Source organism: Allobosea lathyri (assembly GCF_900108245.1).
GTDB lineage: Bacteria > Pseudomonadota > Alphaproteobacteria > Rhizobiales > Beijerinckiaceae > Allobosea > Allobosea lathyri.
Genome location: NZ_FNUY01000005.1, coordinates 254,721 through 271,882, shown reverse-complemented (window position 1 = coordinate 271,882; position 17,162 = coordinate 254,721). Strand labels below are relative to the sequence as shown.

At 66.3% G+C, this 17,162-nt stretch carries 16 protein-coding genes; 3 read left to right on the top strand and 13 right to left on the bottom strand.

The genetic code is table 11. The features are described from left to right. Positions 1-39: 39 nt before the first annotated feature. From recQ to mutM, 8 genes are all read right to left on the bottom strand, one after another. The gene (gene recQ / locus C4S73_RS14230) at positions 40-1,878 is read right to left on the bottom strand and encodes a DNA helicase RecQ (protein ID WP_103873154.1); all 1,839 of its coding nucleotides are present in this window, start codon (positions 1,876-1,878) and stop codon (positions 40-42) included. Positions 1,879-1,987: 109 nt separating this feature from the next. Next, on the bottom strand, positions 1,988-3,115 hold the full coding sequence (gene recF / locus C4S73_RS14225) for a DNA replication/repair protein RecF (protein WP_103873153.1): 1,128 nt from the start codon (positions 3,113-3,115) through the stop codon (positions 1,988-1,990). Between the two features lie 13 nt (positions 3,116-3,128). Next, entirely contained in the window at positions 3,129-4,244 is a 1,116-nt protein-coding gene (dnaN, locus tag C4S73_RS14220) for a DNA polymerase III subunit beta (RefSeq protein ID WP_103873152.1), read from the bottom strand. Positions 4,245-4,386: 142 nt separating this feature from the next. Continuing rightward, positions 4,387-5,874: a chromosomal replication initiator protein DnaA gene (gene dnaA, locus C4S73_RS14215; protein WP_103873294.1), complete on the bottom strand. Its 1,488-nt coding sequence runs from the start codon at positions 5,872-5,874 to the stop codon at positions 4,387-4,389. An 851-nt stretch (positions 5,875-6,725) separates the two neighbouring features. Then, positions 6,726-6,992 carry a 30S ribosomal protein S20 gene (gene rpsT, locus C4S73_RS14210; protein ID WP_103873151.1) on the bottom strand — a complete coding sequence of 89 codons (267 nt, stop codon included), beginning with the start codon at positions 6,990-6,992 and terminating at the stop codon, positions 6,726-6,728. Positions 6,993-7,170: 178 nt separating this feature from the next. Further along, entirely contained in the window at positions 7,171-8,157 is a 987-nt protein-coding gene (locus tag C4S73_RS14205; protein WP_103873150.1) for a threo-3-hydroxy-L-aspartate ammonia-lyase, read from the bottom strand. Positions 8,158-8,492: 335 nt separating this feature from the next. Continuing rightward, positions 8,493-9,266: an enoyl-CoA hydratase gene (locus C4S73_RS14200; protein WP_103873149.1), complete on the bottom strand. Its 774-nt coding sequence runs from the start codon at positions 9,264-9,266 to the stop codon at positions 8,493-8,495. A gap of 110 nt (positions 9,267-9,376) precedes the next feature. Continuing rightward, entirely contained in the window at positions 9,377-10,267 is an 891-nt protein-coding gene (mutM, locus tag C4S73_RS14195) for a bifunctional DNA-formamidopyrimidine glycosylase/DNA-(apurinic or apyrimidinic site) lyase (RefSeq protein ID WP_103873148.1), read from the bottom strand. A 105-nt stretch (positions 10,268-10,372) separates the two neighbouring features. Between mutM and ubiE the strand changes: the two genes are divergently transcribed. Both ubiE and ubiB read left to right on the top strand, forming a co-directional pair. Further along, positions 10,373-11,134 carry a bifunctional demethylmenaquinone methyltransferase/2-methoxy-6-polyprenyl-1,4-benzoquinol methylase UbiE gene (ubiE, locus tag C4S73_RS14190; RefSeq protein ID WP_103873147.1) on the top strand — a complete coding sequence of 254 codons (762 nt, stop codon included), beginning with the start codon at positions 10,373-10,375 and terminating at the stop codon, positions 11,132-11,134. 130 nt (positions 11,135-11,264) lie between these two features. After that, positions 11,265-12,821, top strand: a complete 1,557-nt coding sequence (gene ubiB, locus C4S73_RS14185) for a 2-polyprenylphenol 6-hydroxylase (RefSeq protein ID WP_103873146.1) — start codon at positions 11,265-11,267, stop codon at positions 12,819-12,821. A 261-nt stretch (positions 12,822-13,082) separates the two neighbouring features. Here the strand turns inward: ubiB and C4S73_RS14180 are convergent, their stop codons facing one another. The 5 genes from C4S73_RS14180 to C4S73_RS14160 are packed head-to-tail and all read right to left on the bottom strand — an operon-like array spanning position 13,083 to position 15,506. Next, entirely contained in the window at positions 13,083-13,514 is a 432-nt protein-coding gene (locus C4S73_RS14180) for a VOC family protein (protein WP_103873145.1), read from the bottom strand. A gap of 25 nt (positions 13,515-13,539) precedes the next feature. Then, positions 13,540-14,022, bottom strand: a complete 483-nt coding sequence (locus C4S73_RS14175; protein WP_103873144.1) for a DUF1579 domain-containing protein — start codon at positions 14,020-14,022, stop codon at positions 13,540-13,542. 43 nt (positions 14,023-14,065) lie between these two features. Then, positions 14,066-14,611, bottom strand: coding sequence for an SRPBCC family protein (locus C4S73_RS14170; protein ID WP_103873143.1), 546 nt, complete (start codon positions 14,609-14,611; stop codon positions 14,066-14,068). Between the two features lie 50 nt (positions 14,612-14,661). Beyond that, entirely contained in the window at positions 14,662-15,093 is a 432-nt protein-coding gene (locus C4S73_RS14165; protein ID WP_103873142.1) for a VOC family protein, read from the bottom strand. Next, complete coding sequence (locus C4S73_RS14160) at positions 15,090-15,506, bottom strand: ArsR/SmtB family transcription factor (RefSeq protein ID WP_103873141.1); 417 nt, start codon at positions 15,504-15,506, stop codon at positions 15,090-15,092. The genes C4S73_RS14165 and C4S73_RS14160 overlap by 4 nt, the downstream gene beginning before the upstream one ends. 168 nt (positions 15,507-15,674) lie before the next feature. Here C4S73_RS14160 and C4S73_RS14155 point away from each other — a divergent pair, with 168 nt between their 5' ends. After that, entirely contained in the window at positions 15,675-17,129 is a 1,455-nt protein-coding gene (locus tag C4S73_RS14155; protein ID WP_103873140.1) for an AMP nucleosidase, read from the top strand. Positions 17,130-17,162: the final 33 nt, after the last annotated feature.

The following is a 17,162-nucleotide window of genomic DNA, read 5'->3' as shown; positions in this document are numbered from 1 at the left end:
TTCACGCGTTTGCGCGTGCGTGCGCGAGTGCGGCTGAAATCAGCCCGAAAAGCCCGAGATGGCATCGATGAAGGCCTCGCCATATTGCGCCAGCTTGCGCTCGCCGACACCTTCGATCGCGCGCATCTCTTCCAGCCCAAGCGGCCGCTCGCGCGCCATCGCGATCAGCGTGCGGTCGGTGAAGATGATATAGGCCGCGACGCCCTCCTCGCGGGCGATCGAGAGGCGCAGCTGGCGCAGATGCTCGAACATCGCCGCCGTGCCCTCGTCGAGCCCGTCGGCGCGTGCGGCCTCCCGCCCGGCCCGGCGCGTCCGCCTGTCGGCATGCGGGTCGGCCCGCAATGCGATCGGCTCGCGGCCGAACAGGATGTCCTCGCCCTTTGCCGTCAGGCAGAAGCCGCCATGCTCGACGCTGGCTTCGGCCAGCGCGCCGGCGGCGAAGAGCTTGCGGGCGAGCGCCGTCCAGGCGCTTTTGGGCTTGTCCTGGCCGACACCGAAGGTCTTCAGCCCGTCATGATTCTGGCGCCGGATCGTCTCCGTCACTGTCCCCGTCAGGATGTCGGCAAGATGGGCCGCGCCGAAGCGCTGTCCCGAGCGCGCCACCGCCGAAAGCAATTTGCGCGAGTCGAGCGTGGCGTCGGTGAGCCCGGGGGCCTCCGTGCCGCATAGATCGCAGCGAAACGGCGCGTCTCCATGCCGGCAGGCCGGCGTCTCCTCGCCGAAATAGGCCAGGAGCGCGCTGCGGCGGCAAAGCGCGGATTCGCACAGATCGATCATGGCGTTCAGGCGCTTGTGCTCGATGCGCCGGCGCTCGTCGTCGACGGCCTTCTCGTCGATCTGGCGGCGGCGCAGCGCCATGTCCTCGATGCCGTAGAGCGTCAGCGTATCCGCCGGCAGCCCGTCGCGGCCGGCGCGGCCGATCTCCTGATAGTAGCTCTCGATCGAGCCGGGCATGTCGGCATGAACGACGAAGCGGACATCGGGCTTGTTGATGCCCATGCCAAAGGCGATCGTCGCGCAAATCACGACCCCGTCCTCCTGCAGGAAGACGTCCTGGTTGCGGTTGCGGACGGTCTGGTCCAGCCCGGCATGATAGGGTAGCGCGTTGTAGCCCTTTTCGCGCAGGCCCTCGCTGAGACGCTCGGTGCGCCCGCGCGACGAGCAGTAGACGATGCCGCTGCCGCCGCGATGGCGGGTCAGGAAATCGGCGATCTGCCGGCGCGGCTGGTCCTTGGCGGCGAAGGCGAGCTTCAGGTTCGGCCGGTCGAAGGAATGGACGACGAGATGCGGCGGCTTCGGAAAAAGCTGCTGGGCGATGTCCTCGCGCGTCTGCCGGTCGGCGGTCGCGGTCAGCGCCGTCACCGGCACGCCGCCCAGCGCCTCGCGCGCCCTGGCGAGCAGCCGGTATTCCGGGCGGAAATCATGTCCCCATTGCGAGACGCAATGGGCCTCGTCGATGGCGAGACGGGTCACGCCGAGCCTGCGCAGGCGCGAGACCAGCCCATCGCCCGCCAGCCGCTCCGGCGAGACGAAGAGCAGGCGCAGATCGCCCGAATTCAGCTTGTCCCAGGCCTCGCTCGCTTCGCTCTCGCTGTTCATCGAGTTGAGCGACGCGGCCGCGACGCCGGCCCGCGTCAATTGCCCGACCTGGTCGCGCATCAGCGCGATCAGGGGTGAAACGACCAGCGTCAGGCCGCCTGCGACCAGCGCCGGCAGCTGGTAGCACATCGATTTGCCCGAGCCCGTCGGCATCACCGCGAACACATCCTGGCCCGACAGGGCAGCCTCGATCACCTCCCATTGGCCCGGGCGGAAATCGTCATAGCCGAAGACGGATTTGAGGATCGCGCGGGCGTCTGATTCGTAGGGCTGCGGCATGGGAACGGTTTGCCCGAGCGGAGCCCGGATTGCCAGCTTTAGAGCAGGCCGGCTGCCAGATGCAGCGGGACGGCGGTTATGCCGCCGCCGTCCCGCCACACGCCGACGGCTAAGGCAGCGCTTCGATCCGCCCCGAGCTGACCATGAAGCGCTCCGACCCCTGGGGCAGATCCATGAACAGCGCGGGATCGGCCCCGGTCATCCAGATCTGGCAGCCCAGCCCCGTCAGCCCGTCATAGAGCGCGGCGCGCCGGCGCGGGTCGAGATGGGCCGCGATCTCGTCGAGCAGCACCAGCGGCGAGATGCCGCTCATCGCCGCGACCAGCCTCGCATGGGCCAGCACGAGGCCGATCAGCAGGGCCTTCTGCTCGCCGGTCGAGCCTAGCCCCGCCGGGATGTCCTTGGGGCCATGGCGCACGACGAGATCGGAGGCCTGCGGGCCGATCAGTGTCCGCCCGGCCGCCCGGTCGCGGGGGCGCGCCTGCCGCAGCAAGGCGCGATAGGCGTCCTCCGCGTCGAGCGCCGGCAGGTCGGCTACCAGCGCATCGAGTTCGCCTGCGAGCGCCAGCGCGGCATGGGGAAAGGGCGAGGCATCGTCGCGCGTGTCGGTGATGATCGCAGCCAGCCGCGCCACCGTTTCGGCCCGGGCGGCGGCGACCGCAACGCCCAGCTCGGCGATCTCGCGCTCGATCGCATCGAGCCATTGTCCCTGTCCCGGCGTGTCCTCGAGGATACGGTTGCGCGATCGCAGCGCCCGTTCGAGCGCGTTGGAGCGGGCGGCGTGTGCCGGGTCGACCGCCAGCACCAGCCGGTCGAGGAAGCGCCTCCGGTCCCCGGCCGAGCCCCGGAACAGCCCGTCGAGATCCGGCGTGAGCCAGACGATGCGCAGGTAGTCGCTGAAGGCGAGCGCCGAGCCAGCCTGGGTGCCGTCGATCCGCGCCAGTCGCGCTCGCTTGCCGTCCGCGTCGGCGGGGCCGAGTCCGACGCCGAGCCGGGCGCCGTCATCGCTGAGCGCAACCGATACGGCGAAGGCGCCGGTGCCGCTCTGGCGGGCCATATCCGACAGGTCGGCCCGGCGCAGGCCGCGACCGGGCGCAAACAGCGACAGCGCTTCGAGAATATTGGTCTTGCCGGCCCCGTTCTCTCCGATCAGCGCAACGATTTGGCCCTCGATCGTGAGATCGAGGGCCTCGTACGAACGGAAATCCTGGAGGATGAGGCGCCCGACGGCGGCCACGGACGATGCTGTCCTAGACGCGCATCGGCATCAGCACATAGAGCGCCGAAGCTCCTTCGCGATCCTGGATCACGGTGGGCGAGCCCGGATCGGCGAGCTTCAGCAGGGCGGTGTCGCCATCGAGCTGCGCCGCGATATCCATCAGATAGCGCGCGTTGAAGCCGATATCGAGCGGGCTCGAATCATAGTCGACCTCGATCTCTTCGGTCGCCGAGCCGGAATCCGGATTGGTCACCGAGAGGGTCATGCGGCCATCGGCCATGGAGAGCTTCACGGCACGGCCACGTTCCGACGAGATCGTCGAGACGCGATCGACCGACGCAGCGAAATCGCCCTTGTCGACGACGAGGCGCTTGTCGTTGCCGCTGGGAATGACGCGCTGATAGTCCGGGAAGGTGCCGTCGATCAGCTTCGAAGTCAGCACCACATCCTGTGTCGCGACGCGGATCTTGGTGGCCGACAGCTCGATCGTGACTTCCGTGTCGCCATCCTCCAGCAGCTTCTGGATCTCGGAGACGGCCTTGCGCGGCACGATGACGCCGGGCATGCCGGCAGCGCCCGCGGGAGCGGCCGTATCGACGCGCGCCAGCCTGTGTCCATCGGTTGCGACCGCGCGCAGGACGGTGCGGCCTTCGACATCGATGGTGTGGAGATAGATGCCGTTCAGGTAATAGCGCGTCTCCTCGGTCGAGATCGCGAACTGGGTCTTGTCGATCAGGCGCTTGAACTCGCCGGCCGGAAGCGCGAAGCGATGCGCCATCTCGCCTGCCGTGATGTCGGGGAAGTCGCTCTCGGGCAGTGTCTGCAGCTGGAAGCGCGAGCGCCCGGAACGCAGCACCAACCCGCTTTCGCCGGTCGTTTCCAGCGAGACCTGCGCGCCATCGGGCAGTTTGCGCACGATGTCGTAGAGCGTATGGGCGGGGACGGTGGTGGCGCCGGGCTCGGCGACATCGGCCGCGACGGTTTCGACCACCTCGATATCGAGGTCGGTCGCCTTCAGCTTCAGCCCGGCCTCGGTGCCGCTCAAAAGCAGGTTCGACAGGATCGGGATCGTGTTGCGGCGCTCCACCACGCGATGCACGTGGCCCAGCGACTTCAGCAGCGTGGAACGTTCGACAGTGACCTTCATATTCTCAAGTCTTCTGGCGTGCTTTCGCCCAGGCGACGAATGCGCGGGCGGCGGAATGGCCCGCGACATTGCCGGAGGCGCGTCACCGGCGCAAGGGCGCAAGCGCCGGTGATCACAACCAAAATGAAGGGAGCTGCCGCGGTCACTCCTGCAGCATGCGCTTCAGCAGGTCGACCTCGTCATGCAGCGAGCGATCCTCGGTGATCGCCTTTTCGATTTTGCGCACGGCATGAAGCACGGTGGTGTGGTCGCGCCCGCCGAAGCGGCGGCCGATTTCCGGCAGCGAGCGCGGCGTCAGCGCCTTGGAGAGATACATCGCGATCTGGCGCGGCTTCACCACCGCGGCGGTGCGGCGCTCGGAGAGGATGTCGGCCCGGCTGACATTGTAGCGTGTCGCGACCAGCTTCTGGATGTCCTCGATCTTGACGCGGCGCGGCTCGCGGGTCCGGACGAGATCGCGGATAGCGGCCTCCGCCGTCTCCAGGGTCACGGGCTGGCCCGAAAGCGTGGCATGGGCCAGCAGCCGGTTGGCGGCGCCGTCGAGATCGCGGCCATTGGTGGCCACGACCCGGGCGACATAGGTCACCACATCGGGATTGACGTGGAAATTGGGGTGAGCCGCGTGCAGCGTCTCGAGACGGCTGCCGAGGATCTTGGCGCGCAGCGCCTCGTCGAGTTCACCGACTTCGACCACGAGCCCGCCGCCGAGCCGCGAGCGGATGCGCTCGTCCAGCGCCTCCAGATCGTTGGCGAGACGGTCGCCGGCGACGACGATCTGCTTGCCGGCATCGATCAGCGCATTGATCGTATGGCCGAACTCCTGCTGGATCGACTTGCCCTGGATGAACTGCACGTCGTCGACGACGAGCAGGTCGATGCCGCGCAGCTTCTCCTTGAAGGCGAGCGCGGTCTGCGATTTCAGCGCCGCGACAAAGCCGTACATGAAGCGGTCGGCTGTGAAATAGGCGACGCGCTTGCCCTGGCGGCGGGCTTCTTGCGCGATCGCCTGAAGCAGATGCGTCTTGCCCAGGCCGACGCCGGCATGGAGATAGAGCGGGTTGTAGGGCGTCGAGCCGGCCGGAGCCGCAGCGATCCGCTCGGCCGCGGCGAAGGCGAGCTGGTTCGACTTGCCGACGATGAAGTTCTGGAAGTTCAGGCGCCGGTCGAGCACCGTGCCGCAAGCGTCGACGAGATCGCGCTCGCAGGGCGGGGCGCCGCTGCCGGCCGTGCTCGGAGCCTGTGCTGTAGCTGCATTCGTGGCGGCCGCTGCCGGCCGGGCACGGAAGGCGGCGGGCTCGATCACGACGGCCTGCGAGGAATCGCGGGAGACCTGTCGAACCGACAGCATGATGCCGTTGGGAGCGGGCAGCTCGGCGATGCAGTTGACCCGCAGCCGCTCGGCGTAATGTGCCTCGAGCCAGCTTTTCAGGAAGCGGGTCGGCACGGTCAGATAGGCGACGCCGTCGATGATCCCCGCGAGCTCGACACGCGCGAACCAGCTCGAGAACACATCCTCGCCGAGCTCGGCCCGCAGACGCCGCCGCACGCGCTCCCAGGCGTCCACAAGCGAGCTCTTCCCGGAGACGGCATGGTCGGCCGCCTCGCCAGCGGGGATACCCGCTGCAGCCATGGTCACCACCATCGACGCCGCTTCGACCGCTTCGCCCAATTCCCGCCGCTCGAACATCGATTGCCCCGTTTCTGAAAAATTGACGCACCTTGGGTACGGCGGCCGTGAGGTGGCCACCGTACCGGCGCTGTTGTCCGGTCAATAAGTCAGTGTTCCAGCGAACGCCTCCGTTCGCCGGCTTCCTGACCCGTTATGGTCGATTACACTTGGTAGGCTCGCCTCAGGCGGTGCCGCACTTCATCTCAGCGTAACAAGACAGAGTGCCGCATTCTCCAACCTCTAGGTCGTGAGCCAAAACACAGATAATCTTCTGGAAATGCCGGGCGGTCATTGCTGTCCGACCGGCGATGAAAGGGACCTTACAGGGCGTGCTCGAAGGGCTGCAATATCCCCTTCAGCCGGCTTCCGAGAGTCGAGGCCCGCAGGCCCTGTACTGACCTACCGGCATCTATGGTGCAATTGGTTGGGGAACTTAAGATTTTCTTTACGGAGAGGGGGTTGTCCGCTGCCTGATTCTTTTTTTTTTCAGCAGGGGGTGCGCTCACCTGGAGTCACGGTGATTCTCTTCGGAGAATTCCTTTGCCCGCTAAACTCATGAAAAATAAGCGCTTTCCCTGCGCGGTCTCAATGTCGCCACAAGTCGATTCCGGGCCCTGAAGCGGCCCCCGGAGTCAAGCGGATAAGGCCGTGGAAAGATTGCGTATTTGGCTTGCGGCGCGAAGTTTTTTCTTCCGCGGAGCAGTGTCGCGATGCTGCAACAGCCGGCGTCCTGTTAGCCCTCGCGACAACGCAAAAAGCCCGGCCGTGAGGCCGGGCTTTTCAAGCAGAAAACCGCTCTGCGGAATGCGCGATCAGGAGGCGAGTGCGCCGACCCGATGAGCCAGTCGCGAAACCTTCCGCGACGCTGTGTTCTTGTGAACGATGCCCTTCTGAGCAGCGCGCATGATCTCGGGCTGGGCGGCCTTCAGAGCCGTGGCAGCAGCGGTCTTGTCGCCGGAGGCAATCGCTTCCTCGACCTTGCGCAGGAAGGTGCGCATGCGCGAACGACGCGCCTTGTTCACCTCGGTGCGCTTCTCGATCTTGCGCGTGGCCTTTTTGGCCGACGTCGTATTGGCCATCGGAACGTCCTCGTCTTCATCGCGTCAGCCCGCCTGGCATTGTGCCTGGCGGAACTGGACCGCTACCGTGATGGAAATGCATGAGCGGCGGCCGATGCTTGCGCAGGCCGTCGCGAGTGGCGAGGCTATAGTCGCTCGGGCGCCCTGCGTCAACGCCGGAATACGCGAGCCACGGTTTTCAGCTCGAAGGCGCGATGAAACGCGCGAAATTCGCCAGATCGACATTGCCGCCGCTGAGAATGACGCCGACGCGCTTGCCCTCCACGGGCACGGCGGCCGTGAAGGCTGCCGCCGCCGCCAGACAGCCGGTCGGTTCGACCACGAGCTTCATCCGCTCGGCGAAGAAGCGCATGGCATCGATCAGGGCCTCGTCGCTGACCGTGACGATATCCTCGACGAGGGCCTGGATGATCGGGAAGGTCAGCTCGCCCAGAAAAGGCGTCTGCGCGCCGTCCGCGATCGTCTTGGGCACCGCGATCTTGACGATCTTGCCCGAACGCAGCGACTGCTGGCCGTCATTGCCGGCTTCCGGCTCGACGCCGAAGACGCGGCAGGCCGGGTTCAGCGCCTTGGCAGCCAGAGCTGCACCTGCCAGCAACCCGCCGCCGCCGAGGCAGACCAGCAGGATGTCGAGCGGGCCGGCATCCTCGATCAGCTCCTTCGTCGCCGTGCCCTGGCCGGCGATGACATGGGGGTGGTCGTAAGGCGGGATCACGGTCAACCCGCGCTCGGAGGCCAGCTGAGCGCCGATCGCCAGCCGATCCTGGGTATAGCGGTCATAGCGCACGACCTCGCCGCCATAGGCCTGCGTCGCCGCGACTTTCGCTGCAGGCGCATCCTCCGGCATGATGATCGTGGTGGGCACGCCGAGCAGCTTGCCGGCCAGCGCGATCGCCTGGGCGTGGTTGCCCGACGAGTAGGTCACGACGCCGGCCTGCTTCTGCGCCGGCGAGAGCGCTGCAATCGCATTATAGCCGCCGCGGAACTTGAAGGCGCCCATGCGCTGCAGGTTTTCGGCCTTGAAGACGAGGCTGGCCCCGGTGCGGCGGTTGGCGGTGGCCGAGGTCAGCGCCGGGGTGTGATGGGCGATGCCCTTGATGCGCGCGGCGGCCTCCTCGACATCGGCATAGGTCGGGAGGGCGGGCTTGGTGGCGGCGTCGGTCATGGAAGCGTGTCCTGCGGCGTGATCCTGTCACACTATCTGCCAGCACAGGCAGCCGCGCTTCAAGTCAGGCTACAGTGACCTCGGCCATGCGCGAAGTTGAACGATAAGCCTCACACGCCATCGAAGGACGCGGGGAAGCCCTCTCCTGTAAGGAGGGGGGCAGGGGTGAGGTGTAGGCCCGGTGAGGTGCAGGCCCCTGGACCAGTCAAGCGCTGGCTCAAATGCGAAGGCCGTGGTGAGGGTCACGACCAAACGTCAAACGGCCGACCCCTCACCCTGCGCTTTCCCTGCGGGAGCGGGTGCCTCGCGCCTCCAGCGGGTAGAGATGAACGTGATCACCCGTTTTTGAAATCGGGCTTCCGCTTCTCGGTGAAGGCGGCCATGCCTTCCTTCTGGTCCTGGGTGGCGAACAGCGAGGAGAAGACGCGGCGCTCGAAACGCAGTCCCTCGGCCAGCGTCACCTCGAAGGCGCGGTTGATCGATTCCTTCGCCATCAGCACGGAGGGCAGCGACTTGGCCGCAATGGCGTCGGCCGCCTTCATGGTTTCGGCCATCAGATCGGCAAGCGGCACGATGCGGGCGACGAGCCCGGCGCGCTCGGCCTCATTCACATCCATCAACCGGCCGGTGAGGCACAGATCCATCGCCTTGGCCTTGCCGATCGCGTGAGTTAGGCGCTGCGTGCCGCCGGCACCGGGGATGACGCCGAGATTGATTTCCGGCTGGCCGAATTTGGCGTTGTCGGCGGCGATGATGAAATCGCACATCATGGCGAGCTCGCAGCCGCCGCCGAGCGCAAAGCCCGCGACTGCCGCGATGATCGGCTTGCGACGCTGGCCGATCCGCTCCCAGGGCTCGAACTTGTCGTCGAGATAGGTCTCGGGGAAGGTGCGGCTCTGCATCTCCTTGATATCGGCGCCGGCAGCGAAGGCTTTCTCCGACCCGGTGACGACCATGCAGCCGATCGCAGGATCCTTCTCGAAACCGTCCATAGCCGCATTGACCTCGCCGATGAGCTGGCCGTTCAGCGCATTCAGCGCCTGGGGACGGTTCAGCGTGATCACGCCGACCTTGCCCTTCACCTCGACGAGAATGGTCTCATAAGCCATGGCGGCCTCCCGGATGCTTCGTTGCGGCAGGTTTAGCGGGCGCGAGGGGCTCAAGTCCATGCGCGCGGGAACGAAGACCGCATCCGAAGCCTCACACGCACCGCTCTGGCTCAGTGCCGCGGCTGGCAGGTCTCGCAATAGAAGGTCGAGCGGCCCGACTGCACCAGCCGCTTGACCATAGAGCCGCAGCCTGGCGTCGTGCAGGCCTCGCCCTCGCGGTCATAAACCCGAAAACGATGCTGGAAATAGCCGAGCGAGCCGTCGGCATGGGCGAAATCGCGCAGGGTCGACCCGCCGGACGCGATCGCCTCCTCCAGGACGTCCCGGATGATCTGGGAGAGCGCATGCGCCGCCGGGCGCGGCCGGCCGGTCGCAGTCGCGATCGACCCTGCCTCTGCCTCCGGATGCAGCCCTGCCCGGAACAGCGCCTCGCAGACATAGATGTTGCCGAGCCCCGCGACGAGGCGCTGGTCGAGCAAGGCCGCCTTGAGCGGCGCGAACTTCCCCGCGAAGAGTTTCGCCAGCGTCTCGCCCGAGAGCTCGTTGCCGAGCGGCTCGATGCCCATGCCCGCGAAGTGCTTCGAGGTCGCCAGGTCTTGGCGCGAGACCAGATCCATGAAACCGAAGCGGCGCACGTCATTATAGGTGACGCGCGCGCCGGAGCCGAGATGGAAGACGACATGGTCGTGCTGCAGATGCCGGCCGATCTCGTTGTAATAGGCGCCGGGCTCCACCGGCGGCGTGCCGGGCGCCTCGACCACGAAGCGCCCGCTCATGCCCAGATGCATGATCAGCGCCTGTCCGTCATCGAGGTCGGCGATCAGATATTTGGCGCGGCGCGACAGGGCCTCGACCGTGCGGCCGGTCAGGCGCTCGACGAAATGATCCGGCAGGGGAAAGCGCAGGTCGGGCCGGCGCTGCTCGACGCGGGCAAAGCGCTGGCCGAGCATGGCCGGCTCAAGTCCGCGGCGGACGGTTTCGACCTCGGGAAGTTCGGGCATCCTCGTCCACTCTTATCGTCGTAAAGCCTGCGTCGAGACGGGCCGCGACAAGCCCGGCTCGTTTCGCTATTCATCGCTCCATCAGAACACAAGAGCAGCCGAGCCGTGACAGCAGCCTCCGACACCACCCATTTCGGCTTCGAGACCGTGAAGCTCGCCGAGAAGCAGGCCAAGGTCGACGATGTCTTCCACAAGGTCGCGGGTCGCTACGACCTGATGAACGACCTGATGTCGGCCGGGTTGCACCGGGCCTGGAAGAGCGCCCTTCTCACGACGCTTAATCCAGCGAAGGACCGCCCCTTCCACCATCTCGACGTGGCCGGCGGCACGGGCGACGTCGCCTTCGCCGTGCTCGAAGCAGGTGGTCCCGAGACCGATGTCACCGTGCTCGACATCAATGCGGAGATGCTCGCCGTCGGCCGCGATCGCGCCGACAAGCGCTTTCCCGGCGACGACCGCATCCGCTTCGTCCAGGGCAATGCCGAGGAACTCCGCCTGCCCGACAACCATTTCGACGCCTATACGATCGCCTTCGGCATCCGCAACGTGCCGCGCATCGACAAGGCGCTGGCTGAGGCCTATCGCGTGCTGAAGCGGGGCGGCCGGTTTCTGTGCCTCGAATTCAGCCATGTCGACGTGCCCCTGCTCGACAAGGTCTACGAGGCCTATTCCTTCAATGTCATCCCGCCGATGGGCAAGATGGTGACGGGCGAGGCCGAGCCCTACCAGTATCTGGTCGAATCGATCCGCAAATTCCCTAAGCCGCAGGCTTTCGCGGGCATGATCGAGGATGCCGGCTTCCGTCGGGCGAAGTTCACGCCGATGACGGGTGGGGTCGTGGCGCTGCATTCCGGCTGGAAGCTGTGAGGGATTTCCACCCGTCATGGTCGGCCTTGTGCCGACCATCCACGTCTTGCGACGCGGATGAAGGGGAGACGTGGATGCCCGGGACAGGCCCGAGCATGACGTCGCGGTTCCTCCCCGGATTTCTGCCCGCATGATCACCTCTCTCTTTCACATGTTTCGCGCCGCCCGGGTCGGCTTCGTGCTGGCCCGCGAGGGCGCGCTTGCGCTGGTCGAGCCCTCCGTATTGCCGCCCGTAATGCGCGGGTTGATAAGGCTCGGGCGTCTGATCGAACGTCGCGGAGCCGGTACCTCGGCGACGCGGCTGGCTGCGGCACTGACGCGGCTTGGGCCGTCCTACGTCAAGTTCGGACAGTTCCTGGCGACGCGCCCCGATGTCGTCGGCATGAAGATCGCCTCGGACCTCTCGGCCCTGCAGGATCGGATGCCGCCTTTTCCGATGAGCCAGGCGCGTGCCGCGATCGAGGCCGCTCATAATGCGCCGCTGGAGACGATCTTCGCCGAATTCGGCGAGCCGGTTGCCGCCGCCTCGATCGCGCAGGTCCACCGCGCCCGGCTGAAGGACGGCTCGCAGGTCGCGGTCAAGGTGCTCAGGCCGGGCATCCGAGACCGCTTCCACCGCGACCTTGCCGCCATGCGCTTCGGCGCCGAGATTGCCGAACGCCGTTCGGCCGAGGCGCGGCGCCTGCGTTTTTCCGGGGTGGTCGAGACGCTGGCGCGTTCGGTCACGATGGAGATGGACCTGCGGCTGGAGGCTGCCGCGCTCTCCGAATTCGCCGAGAATACCAAGGGGGACACGGATTTCCGTGTGCCCGAGCCGGATTGGCAGCTCACCGCCCGCGAAATGCTGGTCGATGAATGGATCGACGGCGTCCGGCTCTCGGATATCGAGGGGCTGCGCGCGGCCGGCCATGACCTGCCCGAGCTTGGCCGCAACGTCATCCAGTCCTTCCTGAAGCACGCGATCCGCGACGGCTTCTTCCATGCCGACATGCATCCGGGAAACCTGTTCGTCGATGCGCAGGGGCGGCTGGTGGCGGTCGACGGCGGCATCATGGGCCGGCTCGGCCTGAAGGAGCGCCGATTCCTCGCGGAAATCCTGCTCGGTTTCATCACCCGCGACTATCGTCGCGTGGCCGAGGTGCATTTCGAAGCCGGCTATGTGCCGGGCCATCATGCTGTCGAGGATTTCGCCCAGGCGATCCGCGCCGTCGGCGAACCGATCCACGACAGGAGCGCCGACCAGATCTCGATGGCCAAGGTCCTGACCCTGCTGTTCGAGATCACCGGCATGTTCGACATGGCAACGCGCACCGAACTGGTGATGCTGCAGAAGACCATGGTCGTCGTCGAGGGCGTGGCGCGCACCCTCGATCCACATCTCGACATGTGGACGACGGCCGAACCGGTGGTGCGCGACTGGATCACCCAGAATCTCGGGCCCCTCGGAAGGATCCAGGAGGCCGGGCGCGGCGCGCATTCGCTGCTGTTCAGCCTGGCGCGGCTGCCCGAGACGATCGGCCGGGCAGAGCGCGTGCTCGGCCAGCTCGAGGACGCATCCCGCAATGGCTTTGCGCTCGACGAGCGCAGCATCCAGGCGGTGGGCCGGGCGGAAGCCCAGCGCAATCGCTGGGGCAACTGGGCGCTGTGGGTGATCGCGGCGCTGATCGCCTATGCGGTGCTAGGTTAGCCCAGACGCCGCCGAAGCTGTACCAGCGCACTCGGGTCTACTCCCGACAGTCAGATCTTCGCTTCCTTCACATCCGGAGCGCGATAATCCAAGCTGGAAATACACCGTCATCCTGGACCAGCGGCGAAGCCGCGCAGCTCCGGGATCCATCATGGGGCGCCAAGTCTTGCAGGGACTGGCCCTCCGATGGATCCCGGGTCGACCTTCGGTCGCCCAGGATGACGGCTGGCCGGCACACGGCCGGCCTGACGAAGGAGGCACTCAAGCCGGCCGGTGAGCGTCCGCCGGCTCGGCGCCGATCATCCAATGCGTGCCGAAACGATCCTGCAGCATGCCGAAGCGCGGCGCCCAGAAGGTCTCCTCCAGCGGCATCTTGATGCGCGCGCCCTGCGACAGGGCCGCGAAGATGCGCTCGGCCTCGGCGACCTCCTTGACGTTGACCGAGACCGAAACGCTCTGCATCGGTCCCTCGCTGCGGTCGGGCGGCGCATCCGAGGCCATCAGCATCTGCCCACCGCCCATGTCGAGGCAGGCATGCATGATCTTGGGGATCCAGTCGGGCGCCACCTGGCTCTCGGCCGGAGTGCCCTCATGGCTCAGCATCGCCACGATCTTGCCGCCGAAGATCGCCTCATAGGCGGTGAAGGCTTCCTTGCAGTTGCCCGGGAAGAAGAGATAGGGAGCGATTTTCATCGGAATCTCCTTGTCATCGGCTGTTTCAGGATGTGCGGCGGTAGTGGGCGGTCATGAATTCGGTCCAGCCACCGTTTCCGTCTGGCACGGACGAGGTCAGGATCCGGTGGTCCGGGCTGACGATGGTCATGATGTCGCGATAGGGCGAGGTCGAGCCGTCGCCGCTCATGCTGGGCCCTGCGCTGTCCAGCGTCAGCACTGTTCCGGTCTCGTCGAGCGCTCCGTCATAGAGCCATTGATGCGTCATCATCGAGCCGATGAAGCTGCCGACGAAGCGGCCCTTGGCGGGGTCGAAGCCAAGCGTCATCAACGTCCTGCCCGTGCCGCCGTCGGGCATTTCGCCCTGGCCCTCGCCGAGCGTCCAGAGCCCGCCCAGCGATCGCACGCTTTCCTTGCCCTTGAATGTCTGGCGCGGCTGGTCGGGGCCCATGGAGCAATTCATCTCCGAGGTCCATTCGCCGACGAGTTCTGCGAGCCACTCGTGTTCCTTCTGTGGTTCTGCGTTCATGGGACGTCTCCTTTCCGGTTTTCTCGAATATGGCGACTGACAATCAGGCGGGGCGCTCGGCCTGCGCCTTGAGGGCTTTGAGCCCGGCCTCGAAATCGCCGCCGACCATCCTGTCCATGTTGAAGAAGACGTGGATGATCTTGGCGAAGAACGGCGCCGGTCCGGTCAGGGTCCAGCTGACATTAGTAGCCGCCCCCTGTGGTTGGAGGGCGAAGACGACGTCGTTATGGGCCTCGAACGGCTTGATGAAATCGAGCTTCAGCCCGATCCTGCTCGGCGCGTTGGCTTCGACGATCTCCATGCGGCCTTCGCCGACATTCTTGTCGCCCGCCCAGGCATAGGCTGCGCCGATGCCGCTGTCGGGCCCGCTGAAGCTGCGCTTCAGGTTCGGATCCTTCTTCTCCCAGGGCGACCATGCGCCCCAGGCCTTGAAGTCGCTGATCAGCGGATACACCCGCTCCGGCGGCGCATTGATCGCGATCGAGCGCTGCACGCTGAAGGTGTTCGGCTTCATCGCTGCCAGCACCAGCACGACGATAACGGCGATGGTGGCGATGGCCAACAGGCCAAGCAGGGTGGTCTTGAGCATGGGTGGGCTCCGCCCGGTATCTTTAGGTGAAAAGGAAGATCTGGTTGTGTTCAGCTTTGCTGGCCCGGCAGGGCATGCGCAAAACTCCAGCCATGGCCGAATGGGTCGATGACCTGGCCGTAGCGGGCGCCCCAGAACGCGTCGAAAGGCTGGAGGATCACCTTGGCGCCCGCTGCCTCGGCGCGTGCGACGGCCGCATCGCAATTCTCGACCTCGAGATGCAGCATCACCGGAGTGCCGCCGAGCTGCCGTGCCGAGCCGATTGCGCCGTCGCCGCAAGTGGCGCGATGTTCGGGGAAATCGTCCATCAGGAAAATTCGCGCGCCATTGATGGCGAGTTCGGCATGCATCAGCCGCTTGCCGTCCTGCGCCGGCATCCGCAATGTCTCGGTCGCGCCCAGGGCTGCCTTGTAGAAATCGATCGCGGCGCTGGCGCCGTCGATGACGAGGTGCGGGATCACGCCCTGTTGTTGAGTGGTCACGAGATGATCTCCTCCTGATCGGCCGCCTTCAATGACGGTCCGTGGTTCATGCTGCCGTCCTTGCCGCTGGTCTTTCCTTCGATTTTGCCTTCGACCTTGAGCGCCTGGAGCATGTCGTCCAGCCGGTTCAGGCTTTGGTCCCAGAACCGGCTATAATGCTCCAGCCATTGCGAGACCTCCTGCAGCGGCCCCGGGTCGAGCCGGCAGGGTCGCCACTGTGCTTCGCGACTTCGCGTGATCAGCCCGGCGCGCTCCAGCACCTTCAGATGTTTCGAGACGGCCGGCAGGCTCATCGCGAACGGTTCGGCCAGCGCCTTGACCGAGGTCTCGCCGAGCGACAGCCGCGCCAGGATGGCGCGCCGCGTGGGGTCGGCGAGGGCGGAAAGTGTGAGGCTGAGCGGGTCGGTCGACATCGTATAAAGCCGATCGGTTAATTAACGAAATGGTTTAGTATCTCCGGTTCCTCGCGCTGTCAAGCACGGCCCGATATCCGTCAATCTGACGTGAAGCTGTGCCCGTTATTGTCAGGACGACCCGCACACGGTTAGAAACTCGACCGAACGAGAGGACGCGTTCACCCCATGAGCTTCGAGACAGCCGCCACCCCCGAAGCCGCCATCGACCGGCTCGAGGCGCTCTATGCCGAGGCCAAGGCTGCCCTTCGCCACGACCTCCAGCATTTCTTCGATACGGCGGTGCCGCCCAGCGCCGAGGACCGGGCGCGCTATCGCTATCCGCTGCTGCGCGTGACCTACGAGCCCTCGAAGCTGCCGGCGGCGACGCGGCGCGGCTATGCCAAGTTCGCTGCACCCGGCATCTACTCGACGACGGTGACCCAGCCCGGCGAGTTTCGCGGCTATCTGCTCGACCAGCTCAGGCCGCTGGTCGAGGAATACGGCGCGACGATTGAGACCGGGATCAGCAGCCAGGAAATCCCCTATCCCTATGCGCTGGACGGCGGCGACGAGCTCGGGCGCGGCAAGGTGACGGCAGCCGAGCTCGCCCGGCATTTCCCGACGCCCCTGCTCTCGCTGGTCGGCGACGAGATCGCCGACGGCACCTTCGACCTGATCGACGGGGAGCCACGCCCGCTCTCGCTGTTCGACGCGGTGCGCGTCGATTACTCGCTGCGCCGGCTGGTGCACTACACCGGCACCGACTGGCGCTCCGTGCAGCCCTGGGTGCTGCTGACCAATTATCACCGCTATGTCGACCAGTTCGTCCGCCTCGCTCTGGCCGAGATCGAGGCCGGGACGGCTCTCGCGCTGGTGACGCCGGGTGGGGTTCGCATCGATCGTGAAGGCGTCGATGTCAGCGCCGCCGAGCGGGTGATGGCGGCGCCCTGGCACCGCTTCCAGATGCCGGCCTACCATCTGATCCGCGAGAACGGCGAGGGCGTCACGCTGGTCAATATCGGGGTCGGTCCCTCCAATGCGAAGAACATCACGGACCATCTCGCGGTGCTCAGGCCCAATTGCTGGCTGATGGTCGGCCATTGCGGCGGCCTGCGCCAGACCCAGATCATCGGCGATTACGTGCTCGCTCACGCCTATCTCAGGCAGGACGGTATCCTCGACGAGCTGGTGCCGCCCGATATCCCGATCCCGGCGCTCGCCGAGGTGCAGGTCGCGCTTCAGCAGGCCGCGGCCGAGGTCACCGGCGAAAAGGGCGACCGGCTGAAGAACCGCCTGCGCACCGGCACGGTCGTGACGCAGGACGACCGCAACTGGGAGCTGCGCTGGACCAAGGAGCGTCGGCGCATCAACCTCTCGCGCGCCATCGCGGTCGATATGGAATCGGGCACGATCGCGGCGCAGGGCTACCGGCTGCGCGTGCCCTACGGCACGCTGCTCTGCGTCTCCGACAAGCCGCTGCATGGCGAGATCAAGCTGCCGGGTGCAGCGAACGCCTTCTACGAGCGCGCGGTCGGCGAGCATCTGCGGATCGGCCTTGCCGCCCTGGAAAAGCTGAAGGAGGCGGGCTCGACGATCCATTCGCGCAAGCTGCGCAGCTTCGACGAGCCGCCATTCCGGTGAGGCTCTGCCGTCATTCTCGGGCTCGACCCGGGA